This window comes from Mycolicibacterium wolinskyi str. Jessa 2025 (assembly GCF_049241375.1).
Taxonomy (GTDB): Bacteria; Actinomycetota; Actinomycetes; order Mycobacteriales; family Mycobacteriaceae; genus Mycobacterium; species Mycobacterium wolinskyi.
The window spans coordinates 4,477,503-4,493,770 of record NZ_CP185960.1 but is presented as its reverse complement, the minus strand read 5'-3'; the positions used below and the strand labels follow the sequence as shown (position 1 = coordinate 4,493,770).

At 68.8% G+C, this 16,268-nt stretch carries 16 protein-coding genes; 13 read left to right on the top strand and 3 right to left on the bottom strand.

The annotated features are described in order from the left end of the window. Position 1 precedes the first annotated feature (1 nt). Entirely contained in the window at positions 2-928 is a 927-nt protein-coding gene (locus tag ACOI2T_RS22105; protein ID WP_409503557.1) for a TIGR03564 family F420-dependent LLM class oxidoreductase, read from the bottom strand. 96 nt (positions 929-1,024) lie between these two features. Here ACOI2T_RS22105 and ACOI2T_RS22100 point away from each other — a divergent pair, with 96 nt between their 5' ends. The 10 genes from ACOI2T_RS22100 (at position 1,025) to ACOI2T_RS22055 (ending at position 13,016) form a co-directional block, all read left to right on the top strand. Next, positions 1,025-1,639 (top strand): TetR/AcrR family transcriptional regulator, encoded by a 615-nt coding sequence (locus tag ACOI2T_RS22100; RefSeq protein ID WP_409503556.1) that lies wholly within the window; start codon positions 1,025-1,027, stop codon positions 1,637-1,639. Positions 1,640-1,719: 80 nt separating this feature from the next. Next, positions 1,720-3,252: a malate dehydrogenase (quinone) gene (gene mqo, locus ACOI2T_RS22095; protein WP_409503695.1), complete on the top strand. Its 1,533-nt coding sequence runs from the start codon at positions 1,720-1,722 to the stop codon at positions 3,250-3,252. Positions 3,253-3,265: 13 nt separating this feature from the next. Further along, positions 3,266-3,739, top strand: coding sequence for a GNAT family N-acetyltransferase (locus ACOI2T_RS22090; protein ID WP_409503555.1), 474 nt, complete (start codon positions 3,266-3,268; stop codon positions 3,737-3,739). Further along, on the top strand, positions 3,736-5,604 hold the full coding sequence (locus ACOI2T_RS22085) for a magnesium chelatase subunit D family protein (protein WP_409503554.1): 1,869 nt from the start codon (positions 3,736-3,738) through the stop codon (positions 5,602-5,604). The genes ACOI2T_RS22090 and ACOI2T_RS22085 overlap by 4 nt, the downstream gene beginning before the upstream one ends. A gap of 12 nt (positions 5,605-5,616) precedes the next feature. Further along, positions 5,617-6,231: a cob(I)yrinic acid a,c-diamide adenosyltransferase gene (gene cobO / locus ACOI2T_RS22080; RefSeq protein WP_409503553.1), complete on the top strand. Its 615-nt coding sequence runs from the start codon at positions 5,617-5,619 to the stop codon at positions 6,229-6,231. A gap of 72 nt (positions 6,232-6,303) precedes the next feature. Next, complete coding sequence (locus ACOI2T_RS22075; protein ID WP_409503552.1) at positions 6,304-7,677, top strand: cobyrinic acid a,c-diamide synthase CobB; 1,374 nt, start codon at positions 6,304-6,306, stop codon at positions 7,675-7,677. Positions 7,678-7,696: 19 nt separating this feature from the next. Next, positions 7,697-8,908, top strand: coding sequence for a uroporphyrinogen-III C-methyltransferase (gene cobA, locus ACOI2T_RS22070; RefSeq protein WP_409503551.1), 1,212 nt, complete (start codon positions 7,697-7,699; stop codon positions 8,906-8,908). A 33-nt stretch (positions 8,909-8,941) separates the two neighbouring features. Beyond that, on the top strand, positions 8,942-10,546 hold the full coding sequence (locus ACOI2T_RS22065; RefSeq protein WP_409503550.1) for an MFS transporter: 1,605 nt from the start codon (positions 8,942-8,944) through the stop codon (positions 10,544-10,546). A 24-nt stretch (positions 10,547-10,570) separates the two neighbouring features. Further along, the gene (locus ACOI2T_RS22060; protein WP_409503549.1) at positions 10,571-11,245 is read left to right on the top strand and encodes a VOC family protein; all 675 of its coding nucleotides are present in this window, start codon (positions 10,571-10,573) and stop codon (positions 11,243-11,245) included. 25 nt (positions 11,246-11,270) lie between these two features. After that, a complete protein-coding gene (locus ACOI2T_RS22055) occupies positions 11,271-13,016 on the top strand; it encodes a proline--tRNA ligase (protein WP_409503548.1) in 1,746 nt (581 codons plus the stop codon). Positions 13,017-13,023: 7 nt separating this feature from the next. Here the strand turns inward: ACOI2T_RS22055 and ACOI2T_RS22050 are convergent, their stop codons facing one another. Next, positions 13,024-13,491 (bottom strand): ferritin-like domain-containing protein, encoded by a 468-nt coding sequence (locus tag ACOI2T_RS22050; protein WP_409503547.1) that lies wholly within the window; start codon positions 13,489-13,491, stop codon positions 13,024-13,026. Then, positions 13,488-14,063, bottom strand: a complete 576-nt coding sequence (locus tag ACOI2T_RS22045) for a hypothetical protein (RefSeq protein ID WP_409503546.1) — start codon at positions 14,061-14,063, stop codon at positions 13,488-13,490. The genes ACOI2T_RS22050 and ACOI2T_RS22045 overlap by 4 nt, the downstream gene beginning before the upstream one ends. Before the next feature lie 127 nt (positions 14,064-14,190). On the opposite strand from ACOI2T_RS22045, the gene rimP reads away from it, so the two are divergent. The 3 genes from rimP to ACOI2T_RS22030 are packed head-to-tail and all read left to right on the top strand — an operon-like array spanning position 14,191 to position 16,166. Then, on the top strand, positions 14,191-14,739 hold the full coding sequence (gene rimP / locus ACOI2T_RS22040) for a ribosome maturation factor RimP (RefSeq protein WP_067852489.1): 549 nt from the start codon (positions 14,191-14,193) through the stop codon (positions 14,737-14,739). Beyond that, positions 14,736-15,764, top strand: a complete 1,029-nt coding sequence (gene nusA, locus ACOI2T_RS22035; RefSeq protein WP_067852491.1) for a transcription termination factor NusA — start codon at positions 14,736-14,738, stop codon at positions 15,762-15,764. Before rimP ends, nusA begins: the two co-directional genes overlap by 4 nt. A 51-nt stretch (positions 15,765-15,815) precedes the next feature. Then, positions 15,816-16,166: a YlxR family protein gene (locus tag ACOI2T_RS22030; RefSeq protein ID WP_110883755.1), complete on the top strand. Its 351-nt coding sequence runs from the start codon at positions 15,816-15,818 to the stop codon at positions 16,164-16,166. The last annotated feature ends 102 nt before the right edge of the window (positions 16,167-16,268 follow it).

Below are 16,268 nucleotides of genomic sequence, written 5' to 3'. Positions count from 1 at the left end.
GTCAGAGCCGCAGGGACGACAGGAATTCGATCGTGCGGGCGGCCTGGGCCGCGTCGCCATGGGGTGAGGCGACGAACTCGGTCACACCGATCTCGCCGAGACGGCGCAGCTGCCGCTCGACATGAGTCTCGTCGCCGACGACACAGACGTCGCCGACGCTGGACGCACCCTCCTTGGCCAGCACGGCCCCGTAGGCCGGCGTCTGGCTCGCCATTTCGAATCTCGTAGCGAGCTGTTCGCGCGCGTGATCGGGATCGGTGGTGACGACCACCGGCAAGCCGGCGATCACCTGGGGTGCCGGGCGGCCCGATCGGGCCGCCGCGCGCGTGATACCCGGAATGATGTGTTTTTCCAACGCATTCGGACCGGCCCAGCTTGTGATCGTGCCATCGGTGAGTTCGCCGGCCAGATCGAGCATGCGCGGTCCGAGCGCCGCGGTGACGAGGCGCGGAGCGGGCGCGCCCGCGAGGGTGACTTGCCCGATCGCGGTGATGTGGCGGCCATGATGGTCGACGGGCTCGCCGGCCAGGGCGGGTGCGAGCACTTCGAGGTATTCGCGCAGGAACGCCGCGGGTTTCTCGTATGAGTAGCCCAACGCCTCGACCATGAACGGATGGCTGACGCCGATGCCCAGGGTCAATCGGCCGCCGGTGGCGGCGTTGGTGGTCAATGCCTGCCTGGCGAGCGCCAGCGGATGCTGTGTGTAGGCGACCACGACACCGGTGCCGAATCGGATCCTGCCGGCATCTCGGGCGGCGACGGTCAGGGCGGTCAGTGCATCCCATGGCGCCATACCGGCCAGCGGCGGCAGCTGTGGCAGCCAGGCCCGGTGAAAACCGGCTCGATCGGCGTCGACGATGGGTTCGGTGACCGCGCTCAGTCCGCGTGGATCGGTCGGATCAGGCATCGCCATCACGGACAAGTGCATGAGCTCTCCCTGGACGTAATATGTGGAGACTGTCTCCGGTCAATATATGGAGACGATCTCCGGTTGTCCACGTGAACCGAGTTGCCGAGGGGGAGTATGTCCGCACCGCCATCCCGCGGCAGGCCGCTGCGCGCCGACGCCGCGCGCAACCGGCAGGCGCTCGTGGCCGCGGCAGGCGACGCGTTCACGAAACACGGCGTCTCCGCCTCCCTCGACGATGTCGCTCGTGCGGCGGGAGTGGGGCCAGGGACGCTCTACCGGCACTTCCCGACCCGTGACCAGTTGGTACTCGCGGTGATCGACGACGGCCTGCGCGGCCTCTGTGAATACGGCGAATTGCTCTTGGCTGAACCCGACCCGCTTGCCGCGCTCCGCAATTGGCTCGACGCCTACATCCGGCAGGGCGGCGTCTACGACGGGCTGGCTGCAACGCTCGTCGACGTGGCACCGGGCGGCGACGCCATGAGCAGTTGTCACCTGGCGCGCGCGGCCGGCGCACAGCTGATCCGCCGCGCCGCCGATCACCGGCAAATCGATCCGGATACCGATGTCGACGACGTGCTGGACATGGCCGCGGCGATCGCCTGGGTGGGCCGGCGGCGGGATCAGGACGTGGGCAGGTGCGACCGCCTGCTGACGCTGCTGTTCGACGGGCTGCGGGTGACCGACGGCACTGGTATGCCCGGCCAACCGGGAACGGGCGCGCGATAACCTGAGCATAAGTATCAGCCGTCAACGCTGACGGGCCGCGCGATTACAAAGGACGAGCGATCAGGGTGTCTGAGGCAAACGTGGGTACGACCGCGAAGACTGACGTCGTGCTGGTTGGCGCCGGCATCATGAGCGCAACGTTGGGTGCCCTCATCCGGCTGCTCGAGCCGAACTGGTCGATCACGCTCATCGAACGGCTCGACGGGGCGGCGGCCGAGAGCAGCGACCCGTGGAACAACGCAGGCACCGGTCACTCCGCGCTGTGCGAACTCAACTACACGCCCGAGCGCAGCGACGGCACGATCGACATCGCCAAAGCCGTCAACGTCAACGAGCAGTTCCAGGTGTCGCGGCAGTTCTGGGCCTACGCCGTGGAGAACGGCGTGCTGTCGGATGTGCGTAGCTTCCTCAACCCAGTTCCGCACGTCAGTTTCGTCCACGGCGCGGCCAACGTCGACTACCTCAGGCGCCGCTACGAGGCTCTCGTCGGCAACCCGCTGTTCGCGTCGATGGAGTTCATCGACGACAAGGACGAGTTCACCCGCCGCCTGCCGTTCATGGCCGCCAAGCGTGACTTCTCCGACCCCGTCGCGTTGAACTGGGCCCAGGACGGCACCGACGTCGACTTCGGTTCGTTGTCGCGACAGCTGATCGGCTACACCGCGCAGCGCGGCATGACCACGTTGTTCGGCCACGACGTGCGCGATCTGAGCAAGAACTCCGACGGCAGCTGGACGGTCAAGGTGCGCAACCGTCGCACCGGTGCGAAACGCAAGATCAACGCAAAATTCGTCTTCGTCGGCGCCGGTGGCGGAGCCCTGCCGCTGCTGCAGAAGGCGGGCATCGCCGAAGCCAAGGGGTTCGGCGGCTTCCCGGTGGGCGGACAGTTCCTGCGCACCGGCAATCCGGACGTGACGGCACGTCACCGCGCCAAGGTCTACGGCCTGCCGCCGCTGGGCGCACCGCCGATGTCGGTGCCGCACCTCGACACCCGGGTGATCAACGGCAAGTCCTACCTGTTGTTCGGGCCGTTCGCCGGCTGGACACCCAAGTTCCTCAAGCAGGGCAAGCTCACCGATCTTCCGCTGTCGGTCAAACCGAACAACCTCGCATCGATGCTCGGCGTGGGGCTTACCGAGATGGGACTGGTCAAGTACCTGATCGGCCAGCTGCTGCTCAGCGAGCCCGCCCGGGTCGACACGTTGCGCGAATTCGCGCCCAGCGCAGTCGATTCCGATTGGGAGCTGGTCATCGCCGGGCAGCGGGTGCAGGTCATCCGGCGTAAGGGCGCCGGCGGCGTGCTCGAGTTCGGCACCACCGTGCTCACGGCCGCCGACGGCAGCATCGCCGGGTTGCTCGGCGCCTCGCCGGGCGCCTCGACCGCCGTGCCTGCCATGCTCGATGTGCTCGAGCGCTGCTTCGGCGACCGCTACCAGGGCTGGGTGCCCAGACTCAAGGAGATGATCCCGTCGCTCGGCACCAAGCTGTCCAACGAACCCGGCCTGTTCCAAGAGGTGTGGGATTGGGGTACCAAGGTACTCAAGCTGGATCCCACGGCGGCCCTCGATTCCGGCACCGGGCCGGGCACTGCCGGCACACCCGTGACGGTGTGACGGCGGCAGGCAGATGACGGTCGCATTGCGCCGCAGCTGGGCCAAAGATCTCGACGTGCCAACGCTTTACGAGCTGCTCAAGCTGCGCATCGAGGTGTTCGTGGTCGAGCAGGCCACGCCGTACCCGGAGCTGGACGGCCGCGATCTGCTCGCCGAGACCCGTCATTTCTGGCTCGAAGGGCCTGGCGGCGAGGTGATTTCGACACTGCGGCTCATGGAAGAGCATCCCGGCGGCGAAAAGGCGTTCCGCATCGGCCGGGTGTGCACGAAGCGCAGCGCCCGCGGTCACGGACACACCACCCGGCTGATGCAGGCCGCACTGGCCGAAGTCGGTGACTACCCGTGTCACATCAATGCCCAGACGTATCTCGAGGACATGTACGCCCAGCACGGTTTCGTGCGCGACGGTGACGAGTTCCTCGACGACGGCATCCCGCATGTGCCGATGGTGCGTGCCGGATCACGGGTGGACACCGAGCAATCGTGACTTCCGCTGGTATTCATACGTATCCGTTCAGCGCGCTCGTCGGCCAGGATCGCCTGAAGTTGGCGCTCGTGCTGTGCGCGGTGCGGCCGGAGATCGGCGGCGTGCTGATCCGCGGCGAGAAGGGCACCGCGAAGTCGACGGCCGTACGGGGCCTGGCGGCGATACTCGCCGCGGTCGATGCCGACGCCAGACTCGTGGAGCTGCCGATCGGCGCGACCGAGGACCGTGTGGTGGGGTCGCTGGACCTGCAGAAGGTGCTGCGCGACGGCGAACACGCGTTCTCCCCGGGCCTGTTGGCGCGCGCGCACGGCGGTGTGCTCTACGTCGACGAGGTCAATCTGCTGCACGACCACCTCGTCGACGTGCTGCTCGACGCGGCCGCCATGGGGCGCGTCCACGTCGAGCGGGACGGCATCTCGCATTCGCACGAGGCCCGCTTCGTGCTGATCGGCACCATGAATCCCGAAGAGGGCGAGCTACGCCCGCAGTTGCTGGACCGGTTCGGCCTCACCGTCGACGTCACGGCGTCGCGCGATGTCGACGTGCGGGTCGACGTGATCCGCGCGCGCATGGAGTTCGAAGCCGACCCTGGGAAATTCGTGCGCCGATACGCCGACGCCGATGCCGAATTGTCCCGGCGCATCGCCGCGGCGCAAGCGGCGGTCGGGTCGGTGAAGTTGCCCGACAGTGAATTACGCCGCATTGCCGCCCTGTGCGCGGCGTTCGACGTGGACGGCATGCGTGCCGACCTGGTGGTGGCGCGCACCGCCGTTGCCCACGCGGCCTGGCGGGGGAGTCCCGTTGTCGAGGAGGAAGATATCCGGGTCGCCGCCGAGCTGGCACTTCCACATCGGCGTCGCCGCGATCCGTTCGACGATCCGGGGCTCGACCCGGACCGCCTCGACGAGGCGTTGCAGCAGGCGGGGGAGTCGACGGCAGAGTCGCCTGAGCCCGAGCCGGACCCTGATCCGCCGGGCGGCGGCGCGAGCGCCGAAGGCGAAGCGTCGCACAATGATTCGTCGTCCCAGTCGTCGGGAAAGTCGTCGGGCACCCGACAGAGCGGCCCGCCGTCGGCGGTGTTCCGGACGAAGGCGCTCGTCGTGCCCGGAGTCGGTGAGGGTGCGCCGGGTCGACGGTCGCGAGCCCGTAACCGGACGGGCACGCCCATCGCGGCCACCGCGGAACCGGGCGCCGGCCATGGACTGCACGTGTTCGGCACACTGCTCGCGACGGCCGGCCGGCAACGGGCCGCGGGTCGCCCGCGGCCGCAGCCCGATGACGTGCGCCGCGCCATTCGTGAAGGCCGAGAAGGAAATCTGGTCATCTTCGTCGTCGATGCGTCGGGTTCGATGGCGGCGCGGGACCGGATGTCGGCGGTGACCGGCGCGACGCTGTCGCTGCTGCGCGATGCCTATCAACGCCGGGACAAGGTCGCGGTGATCACGTTCCGCCAGCAGGACGCTCAGGTGTTACTACCGCCGACGTCGTCGGTGCACATCGCGAGCCGCCGCCTGTCGCGCGTCGACACCGGCGGGAAAACCCCACTCGCGCAAGGGTTGCTGGCCGCGCGGGACGTCGTGGTGCGTGAGAAGGCGCGTGACCGCGCGCGCCGCAGCTTGGTGGTGGTGCTCACCGACGGGCGCGCAACCGGCGGAGCCGATCCGCTCGGGCGCAGCAGGCAGGCCGCGGCCCGGCTGGTCGCCGAGGGAGCTGCGGCGGTGGTGGTCGATTGCGAAACGTCTTTCGTCCGACTGGGTTTGGCGCAAGACCTGGCCCAGCAACTGGGCGCGCCCGCGGTGCGGCTCGAGCAGCTGCGGGCCAGTGAGCTGACGCGGCTGGTCAAGACCCAGTCGCAGGCCGCGTAGGAAGGACCGTCAATGCCACAGGGACAGCCGGTTGCCGTACCCGATGACGGCCTGACCACCCGGGCCCGGCGCAATGCGCCGCTGCTGGCCGTGCATACCGGGCCGGGCAAGGGAAAGTCGACGGCCGCGTTCGGGATGGCGCTGCGCGCATGGAATCAGGGGTTTTCGATCGCGGTGTTCCAGTTCGTCAAGAGCGCCAAGTGGAAAGTGGGCGAGGAGGCGGTGTTCCGCGAACTCGGCCGGCTCCACGACGAACACGGTGCCGGCGGCCCGGTCGAGTGGCACAAGATGGGGTCGGGCTGGTCGTGGACGCGCAAGCACGGCAGCGAGGACGACCACGCCGCTGCCGCCGCTGACGGCTGGGCCGAGATCCGCCGCAGGCTCGCCGAGGAACGCCACGATTTCTACGTGCTCGACGAGTTCACCTACCCCTTGAAGTGGGGTTGGGTCGACGTCGACGACGTGGTGGCGACGCTCGCGGACCGGCCGGGCCGACAACATGTCGTCATCACCGGCCGTGACGCTCCGCAGGCTTTGGTCGACGCCGCCGATCTGGTCACCGAGATGACCAAGATCAAGCACCCGATGGACGTCGGTCGCAAGGGGCAGAAGGGCATCGAGTGGTGAGCGCTGAGCGACCGCGGCGGTACGCGATTTGCGGCGTGTCGGCGTACAAACACGGTCGCTCGCGGTGCTGAGGTGAGCGCTGTCCCCACTCCGGCGGTCGTGATCGCCGCGCCCGCCTCGGGTAGTGGAAAGACCACGGTCGCAACGGGTCTGATCGGGGCGCTGCGCACGGCCGGCCATACCGTGGCCCCCTTCAAGGTGGGGCCGGATTTCATCGATCCCGGCTACCACGCCATGGCGGCAGGCCGACCGGGACGCAACCTCGACCCGGTGCTGGTGGGCGAGGAGTTGATCGGTCCGCTGTATCGCCACGGCAGTGCCGGTGCGGATCTCGCGGTGGTCGAAGGCGTCATGGGTTTGTTCGACGGCCGTATCGAAGACCAGATGACGGGCACCCCGCGGGGGTCGGCCGCGCAGGTTGCCGGCTTGATCGGCGCACCGGTCGTCCTGGTCGTGGATGCGCGGGGCCAGAGCCAGAGCATCGCAGCGTTGTTGCACGGGTTTCTCACGTTCGACCCAGCGGTGCGGATCGCGGGGGTGATCCTCAACCGGGTCGGGTCGTCACGCCACGAGGCCGTGCTGCGGCAGGCGTGCGAACATGCGGGCGTCGCGGTGTTCGGCGCCATCCCGCGATCCGACGAATTAACGGTTCCCTCACGGCATCTCGGTCTCGTGACGGCCATCGAGCATGGTAGGCAGGCGCGGGCCGCGGTGGCGGCGATGACCGAGCTCATGGCCCGGCATATCGACCTCGCGGCCGTGGTGTCGGCTGCCGATGCGCGGGTGGCTGCGCAACCGTGGGAGCCGGGCGGCGCCGAGCCCGTGACCGACGTCACCGTCGCCTTCGCGGTGGGTAAGGCATTCAGCTTCGGCTACACCGAGCACAGCGAACTGCTGCGCGCCGCGGGTGCTCATGTCGCCGAGTTCGATCCACTGGTCGACCCGTTGCCTCCCGGTACCGACGCCCTGGTGCTGCCCGGTGGTTTCCCCGAGCAGTTCTCGGCCGAACTGTCCGCCAACACCGCTGTGCGCCAGCAGATTCGTGACCTCGCCGCGCGCGGGGCGCCGGTGCATGCCGAGTGCGCCGGGCTCACCTACCTCGTCGACGATCTCGACGGCGCGCCGATGTGCGGCGTGCTCGCGGGCTCGGCACGGTTCACCGAGCGCCTCACCCTCGGCTACCGCGACGCGGTCGCGGTGGTCGACTCATCGCTGCACGCCGCGGGCGACCGCGTCACCGGGCATGAATTCCACCGCACCGCAGTCACATTCGCCGACGATCATCCGCCCGCCTGGGCATTCGCCAAGCCCGGCCAGGCCGCCCACCGCGACGGCGCGGTGCATCGCGGTGTGCATGCGGGCTACCTGCACACCCACCCCGCGGCGCACCCGCAGGCCATCACCCGCTTCGTCGCCTCGGCGGCACGCTCTAAGCTCGGCGGGTGATGCGGACGCGAGGAGCAATGTGAACACCGAGGATGCCTACCTCGTCGGCCTGCGCCTGTCGGGCAAGAAGGTCGTCGTTGTCGGCGGCGGAACCGTCGCACAGCGCCGGCTGCCCCTGCTGATCGCCAACGGCGCCGACGTACACGTGATCGCGCGCGCCGCGAGCCCTGCGGTGGAGGCCCTGTCCAAAGACGATCCGGGGATCAGCTTGCAGCTGCGGGACTTCCGCACGGGCGATCTGGACGGCGCCTGGTATGTCATCGCCGCCACCGATGATCACGACGTCAACGCCGCCATCGCCGCCGAGGCCGAGCAGCGCCGCATCTTCTGCGTCCGCGCCGACATCGCGCGGGAAGGTTCGGCGGTGACGCCGGCGACGTTCGACTACGACGGTCTGTCGGTGGGTGTCCTCGCGGGGGGCGAGCATCGCCGCTCCGCGGCGATCCGTTCCGCGATCCACGAGGCGTTGCAGCAGGGCGTCATCACCGCGGAGGTGCCGGGCGAGGTGACCGCCGGGGTGGCCCTCGTGGGCGGCGGACCGGGGGATCCCGAGTTGATCACGGTGCGCGGGCGCCGGTTGCTGGCGCGCGCCGACGTCGTCGTCGCCGACCGGCTCGCGCCTCAGGAACTGCTCGCCGAGATCGGCCCGCACGTCGAGGTGATCGACGCCGCGAAGATTCCGTACGGGCGCGCCATGGCGCAGGACGCCATCAATCAGCTGCTCGTCGACCGGGCCAAGCAGGGCAAGTTCGTGGTGCGCCTCAAAGGCGGTGACCCCTTCGTCTTCGCGCGCGGCTACGAGGAGGTGCTGGCGTGCGCCGAGGCGGGCATCCCCGTCAGCGTGGTCCCCGGTGTGACAAGCGCCATAGCCGTACCCGCGCTGGCCGGCGTCCCGGTCACGCATCGCGGCATGACGCACGAGTTCGTGGTGGTCAGCGGCCATGTTGCGCCGGGGCATCCGGAATCGTTAGTGAATTGGAATGCGCTGGCCGCGATGAGCGGCACGATCGTGCTGTTGATGGCCGTCGAGCGCATCGAGCTGTTCGCCGAGGTCTTGCTGGACGGCGGACGACCTGCGGATACCCCGGTGCTGGTGGTGCAGCACGGCACGACCGTCGCGCAGCGGACGCTGCGGGCGACGCTCGGCGACGCGCCGGAACGGATTCGTGAGGAAGGAATCCGACCTCCGGCGATCATCGTGATCGGCCAGGTGGCGGGCTTCGCCGGTTAAAGGATTCTTAAGATTACTGTAAGGTAGCCCGGTATGACGGCTCTCAATGATGCAGAGCGCGCAGCCATCGAACGAGGCGCTGATGGCGGGGCGGACCGGGCTCTTCCCGTGTACGTGCCGGCCACCGGCGAGGCCGGACGACGCGAGGGGCTGGCAGCCCGTCTCCCGTCCTGGTTCCCCTCCTGGGGATTCCTGTCGGCGGTCATCGCCATCGGCGGTATGCAGCTGCTCGCCACCATGGACAGCACGGTCGCGATCGTCGCGTTGCCGCAGATTCAGGACGAGCTCGGCCTGTCCGACGCCGGCCGTAGCTGGGTCATCACGGCCTATGTGCTGACGTTCGGCGGCCTGATGCTGCTCGGCGGACGGCTGGGCGACACGATCGGGCGCAAGCGCACGTTCATCGTCGGTGTCGCGCTGTTCACCATCGCCTCGATCCTGTGCGGCATCGCCTGGAACGAGGCCACGCTGGTGATCGCGCGGCTGCTGCAGGGAATCGGTGCCGCGATCGCATCGCCGACCGGACTCGCGCTCGTCGCCACCACGTTCCCCAAGGGCCCGGCCCGTAACGCGGCCACCGCGGTGTTCGGCGCCATGACCGCGATCGGGTCGGTCATGGGCCTCGTCGTCGGCGGCGCGCTGACCGAGGTGTCGTGGCGGTGGGCCTTCCTGGTCAACGTGCCGATCGGGCTCGTGATGCTCTACCTGGCCCGCACCGCGCTGCGCGAGACGAACCGCGAGCGGATGAAGCTCGACGCCGCAGGCGCGCTGCTCGCCACGCTCGGCTGCACGGCCGCGGTGTTCGCCTTCACCCAGGGACCCGAAAGCGGCTGGCTGTCGCCCATCACGCTCGGCTCCGGCGCGGCGGCGGCGGTCTTCGGCCTCGCGTTCCTCATCGCCGAACGCAACGCCGAGAACCCGGTCGTGCCGTTCGACCTGTTCCACGAGCGCAACCGCGTGGCCACCTTCGCCGCCATCTTCCTGGCCGGCGGTGTGCTGTTCACGCTGACCGTGCTCATCGGTCTGTACGTGCAGGACATCCTCGGCTACAGCGCACTGCACGCCGGTATCGGCTTCATCCCGTTCGTGATCGGTATGGGCATCGGCCTCGGTGCGTCCTCGCAGCTGGTGCGGATGTTCCCGCCGCGCGTACTCGTGATCGCAGGCGGCATCCTCGTGCTCGGCGCCATGATCTACGGCTCGACGCTGCACCGGGGCATCCCGTACTTCCCGAACCTGGTTCTGCCGATCACCATCGGCGGTATCGGGATCGGCATGATCGTCGTCCCGCTGACCCTTTCGGCCATCGCGGGCGTCGGATTCGACCGGATCGGCCCGGCCTCGGCGATCGCGCTCATGCTCCAGAACCTGGGCGGCCCGCTCGTGCTGGCCGTGATCCAGGCCGTGATCACGTCGCGCACCCTCTATCTGGGCGGCACCAACGGCCCGGTGAAGGACATGAACGAGCCTCAACTGGCCGCACTGGACGCGGCCTACACCTACGGCCTGTTGTGGGTCGCCGCGGTGGCGGTGCTCGTCGGCGGCGCGGCGCTGTTCATCGGCTACACCTCCGAACAGGTCGCGCACGCGCAGGACGTCAAAGACGCGATGGACGCGGGCGAGATCGAGGTCGACTGATCCGTTCGCCGCTACGCTGACCACGTGGGCGACAGGCTGACCCGCCAACACATCTCCGACACCGTCGGGCCACTCGGCTGGCGTCTGGTGCTCGGTGCCGTGTACACCGAGGTGCTCGTCCCGTCGATGTCCGACGCCGTGGCTGCCGCGTCTCATGCGGTCGCCGCGACGGGCACCGACGCGTCGGGGCATCTGAGCGTCGACATCCGTGCCGACCGCGCGATCCTGCGGCTGCGGTCGGCGCAGGCCGGCACGGTGACGACGCGCGACCTCGAGTTGGCACACGCGGTGTCGCAGGCGCTTTCCGGCCGGGGATTCGAGATGGCGGTCGGCCACGAGGTGATCCAGTCGTTCGAGATCGCGATCGACGCACTCGACATCGAAGCCGTCCGGCCGTTCTGGAAGGCGGTCACCGGCTACGAAGACGAGCCGGGACCGTCGGATCTCAACGCGGGGCTCGTCGACCCGTTCGGGCGCGGTCCGGCCATCTGGTTCCAGCAGATGGATTCCCCACGCGCGCAACGCAACAGGATCCACATCGACATCGATGTGCCGCACGACGCGGCCCGCGCGCGTATCGACGCCGCGCTCGCCGCGGGCGGCACGCTCGTCAGTGACAAGGCCGCGCCCGCGTTCTGGGTTCTCGCCGACGCCGAGGGCAACGAGGCGTGCATCTGCACCTGGCAGGGCCGCGACTGAAGACGACGCTTTAAGGTTGTCGGCTGTGATCACCCGTATGTCCGAGCTGTTCCTGCGAACCCTCCGCGACAACCCCGCCGACGCCGAAGTGCCCAGCCACAAGCTGCTGATCCGCGCCGGGTACGTCCGTCCGGTGGGCCCGGGCATCTACAGCTGGCTGCCGCTGGGCCTGCGGGTGCTGCGCAAGATCGAGAACATCGTCCGCAGTGAGATGAACGCGATCGGCGGCCAGGAGATCCTGCTGCCCGCGCTGCTGCCGCGCACCCCGTACGAGACCACCAATCGGTGGACCGAGTACGGCGACACCCTGTTCCGGCTGCAGGACCGGCGGGGCAACGACTACCTGCTCGGCCCGACGCACGAGGAGATCTTCACCCTGACGGTCAAGGGCGAGTACTCGTCGTACAAGGACTTCCCGGTCATCCTGTACCAAATCCAGACCAAATACCGCGACGAGGCGCGGCCCCGGGCAGGCATCCTGCGTGGCCGCGAGTTCGTCATGAAGGACTCGTACTCGTTCGACGTCGACGACGACGGGCTGAAGACCGCCTATCACGCGCACCGCGAGGCCTATCAGCGCATCTTCTCCCGGCTCGGAGTGCGGTACGTGATCGTCTCCGCGGTGTCGGGCGCGATGGGCGGCAGCGCGTCGGAGGAATTCCTCGCCGAGAGCGAGGTCGGCGAGGACACCTTCGTACGGTGCCTGGAATCGGGCTACGCCGCGAACGTCGAAGCCGTCATCACCCGCGCGCCCGAGGAACTGCCCATCGAAGGACAGCCCGAGGCGAAGGTGTACGACACCCCGAACACACCGACCATCGCGACGCTGGTCGAATGGGCCAACTCGGCCGATCTCGGCCGCGAGATCACCGCGGCCGACACGCTCAAGAACGTGCTGCTCAAGACGCGCGAGCCCGGCGGCGACTGGGAACTGCTCGGAGTGGGCGTGCCCGGCGACCGCGAGGTCGACGAGAAGCGTCTCGGCGCGGCGCTCGAACCGGCCGAGTTCGCCCTGCTCGACGACGCCGACTTCGCCAAGAACCCGTTCCTCGTCAAGGGATATGTGGGTCCGAAAGCATTGCAGGACAACGGTGTTCGTTACCTCGTCGACCCGCGGGTGGTATCGGGCACGTCCTGGATCACCGGTGCCGACGCGCCCAACAAGCACGTCGTAGGACTGGTCGCCGGGCGTGACTTCACGCCGGACGGCACCATCGAGGCGGCCGAGGTGCGCGACGGCGACCCCTCGCCCGACGGCGCAGGCGTGCTGACCTCCGCCCGTGGCATCGAGATCGGCCACATCTTCCAGCTGGGCCGCAAATATGCCGACGCGTTCACCGCCGACGTGCTGGGGGAGGACGGCAAGCCGGTGCGGCTGACCATGGGCTCCTACGGCATCGGCGTGTCGCGACTCGTCGCGGTGATCGCCGAACAACAGCACGACGACCTCGGGCTGCGCTGGCCGTCGTCGGTCGCGCCGTTCGACGTCCACGTCGTCGTGGCCAACAAGGACGACGCGGCCCGCACCGGCGCCGCCGAGCTGGTCGCCGACCTCGACCGGCTCGGGCACGAGGTGCTCTTCGACGACCGCCAGGCCTCGCCAGGCGTGAAGTTCAAGGACGCCGAACTGCTCGGCATGCCGTGGATCGTCGTCGTCGGCCGCGGCTGGGCCGACGGCGTGGTCGAACTGCGCAACCGGTTCACCGGTGAGATCCGCGAGGTTGCCGTCGACGGCGCGGCCGCCGAGATCTCGTCGGCGCTCTCGACCTAGCCGGCGCTCACTCCGCACCGCCCGGGAACGCGACGGTGACCGGCCAGACGTCGAGGAACTCGTTCCACTTCGCCGCGGTCACCGCGGCCTGGGTCAGCGCGGTCACCGCGAACGAGCGGTCTTCGCTGGTCGTGGCCTGTTCGAGGACCGCGCGCCAGGCGACCGCGGCGTCCTGTTCCATCCGGACCGCCAAGTTGGCGGCGTCGATCGGATTCTTGACCTCCGCAGGCAACTGATAGCCGGCGGCAGGTAGCGGCGCGGCGACCGAGCGTCCGTTGAGCAACGCGATCGCGGCCTCGCGCCGCGCCCGGTGCTCGGCCATCGCCGCCGCGACGAGGGAGTTCTCCTCCGGACTGGAGTGCGCGGACACCAGCCCATAGCCGTAGATGATGCCGTGCTCGGTGGCGACCGCGTCGAACAGTGCGCCGTCGGCGGCAGAGGTCGGCCGTGCCGGTGCGGATTCGGGTGACGTCATCGCGCACCGCCCAGCGCGACGGTGTGGGCGGCCGTGCACGATGCCGCGATCGACCCCACGAGCCCGGCGCGATAGCCGGAGAGCCGCGGGGCGAGGTCGGTCGCGCTCTTGGCGGACTGCTCGAGTGCGTCGACGACGTCGTCGACGCTCGGCGCCTGGTCAGGGTCAGCGGTGGGTGCGGGGGACGCCGACGTCGGTGCGGCGGTGGTCGATGCCGGGAGCTCGCCGGTCATGCGCGTCAACTCGTCCGACAGCGCCTGGGCATGTGCGGAACGCTCGTCGGCCACGGCCGTCAGTGCCCGGGCCGCGGGCGCTTGCGGTGGCAGCGCTGCGGCCGCGTCGGCGGCGAGCTTGCTGTCGGCCCGCGCGCGGTCGAGCTGGGCGGTGAGATCGGCGAGTTCGGGCGGCGGTGGCGTCGTACCGCAGGCGGCTGCGGATGCGCCCAGCAGGGCGAGGGCCGCGGCCGAGAACAACGCCCGCCGCCGGCTGATGTTCGTCAGGGCGCTCGGCACCAGAACATCCTGCCATTGGCCGGCCGCGGCGCAGCGTGGGCTCCGGACGTGCAGGTCCATGGCATTCGCTGCTTGGAGGAAATCGGATTGACGCTTGCTGCCGCGGGCCTGGCGTATCGTGGATAGGCGATTCCAGGGGGAGTTACCAGGGAATCGTGTCCGGACAACTCAAGATGAGGAGCTCGCCGTGGCACCGGATCCTAATTTGCGGTCTGCGGATCTACCGTCGCAGAAGCAGGTGATCGAGCTACTTGACGGCGAGTTCGCGCGCGCCGGTTATGAAATCGACGATGTCGTGATCGACGCTGCGGCGCGCCCACCCCGGATCACGGTGGTGGCCGACGGCGACGAGGGTCTCGATCTGGACTCGATCGCGACGTTGTCGCGGCGGGCTTCCGAGCTGCTGGACCAGTTGGATCGGGGCAACACGCCGTATGTGCTCGAAGTCACCTCGCCGGGTGTGGACCGTCCGTTGACCACCGAGAAGCACTTTCGGCGCGCCCGCGGCCGCAAGGCCGACCTGACGCTCGCCGACGGTACGCAGCTGACCGCCCGGCTCGGCGCCACGGACGGCCAGACGTTGCAAGTGGTGGTGCCAGACGGGCCGCGGGACTTCGCAATTCGCGAGATCCCGCTCGGTGAGATCGCCAAAGCTGTTGTCCAAGTGGAGTTTTCAACGCCCAACCGTCGTGAGTTGGAGCTTGCCGGACAAACTGGGAAGGGGGCCCGGACATGAACATCGACATGGCGGCGCTGCATGCCATCGAAGCGGACAAGGGCATCACGGTCGACGTGGTCGTGGAGACGATCAAATCGGCACTGCTGACGGCCTACCGCCACACCGAGGGCCACGAACCCGACGCCCGCATCGACATCGATCGCAAGACCGGTGTGGTGAAGGTGATCGCCCGTCAAACCGATGCCGACGGCAACGTCATCCACGAATGGGACGACACGCCAGAGGGTTTCGGCCGGATCGCGGCCACCACGGCGCGGCAGGTGATCCTGCAGCGGCTGCGCGATGCGGAGAACGAGAAGAACTACGGCGAGTTCTCCGCCCGCGAGGGCGACATCGTGGCCGGCGTGATCCAGCGCGATGCCCGCGCCAACGCGCGCGGCCTGGTGGTGGTGCGGATGGGCAGTGAGACCAAGGGGTCGGAAGGCGTCATCCCGTCCGCCGAGCAGGTGCCGGGCGAGCGCTACGAACACGGCGACCGGTTGCGCTGCTACGTCGTCGGTGTGACGCGTGGTGCCCGTGAGCCGCTGATCACGCTGTCGCGTACGCACCCGAACCTCGTGCGCAAGCTGTTCTCGCTCGAGGTGCCCGAGATCGCCGACGGCTCGGTCGAGATCGTGGCCGTGGCGCGCGAGGCCGGGCACCGCTCCAAGATCGCCGTCACCTCCCGGGTTCCCGGCCTCAACGCCAAGGGCGCGTGCATCGGGCCGATGGGGCAGCGCGTGCGCAACGTGATGAGCGAACTGTCCGGCGAGAAGATCGACATCATCGACTACGACGAAGACCCGTCGCGGTTCGTCGCCAACGCGCTCTCACCGGCGAAGGTGGTCTCGGTGTCGGTGATCGACGAGGCCGGCCGGGCGGCGCGAGTTGTGGTGCCGGACTTCCAGCTCTCGCTCGCCATCGGCAAGGAAGGTCAGAATGCCAGGTTGGCGGCCAGGTTGACCGGCTGGCGGATCGATATTCGCAGCGACGCGGCCCCCGCGCCGGACTCGGATGCCCGCCACGGGGCGGTACACGATTGACGGCAGTGACCGGCGTTTCAAATCACAAGGCATGGGGCGGTAGACTCAGCCGTGATCCAGCGCGAGACTCCGGCTTCGACGCGTGAACGCAGCCCCGGCACCCCTGCCGGACCGGTGCGGACATGTATCGGCTGCCGGAAGCGAGAGTTGGCCGCCGAACTGCTTCGTGTAGTCGCAGTGACAGACGGGAACGGCGAATGCGCCGTCACCGTTGACACCACGGCAAGCCTGCCCGGGCGAGGTGCTTGGTTGCACCCCGACCAGCAGTGCGCACAGGTGGCAGTCCGGCGGCGGGCCTTCGCACGAGCACTGCGAATCACCGGTTCACCGGATACATCCGCGGTGGTCGCCTTCGTCGAGAGACTTGGGACGCCCGACCACCCCGGTCAAGAGAACAGGTAGCGAAGAACATGAGCACACCGTGAAGTCCCGATGACCATGCGTCATAGCTAAACCCGAGGCGCGGCGCCTACCACCGCTGTTGCCTCCAGACGAGGAGATGTA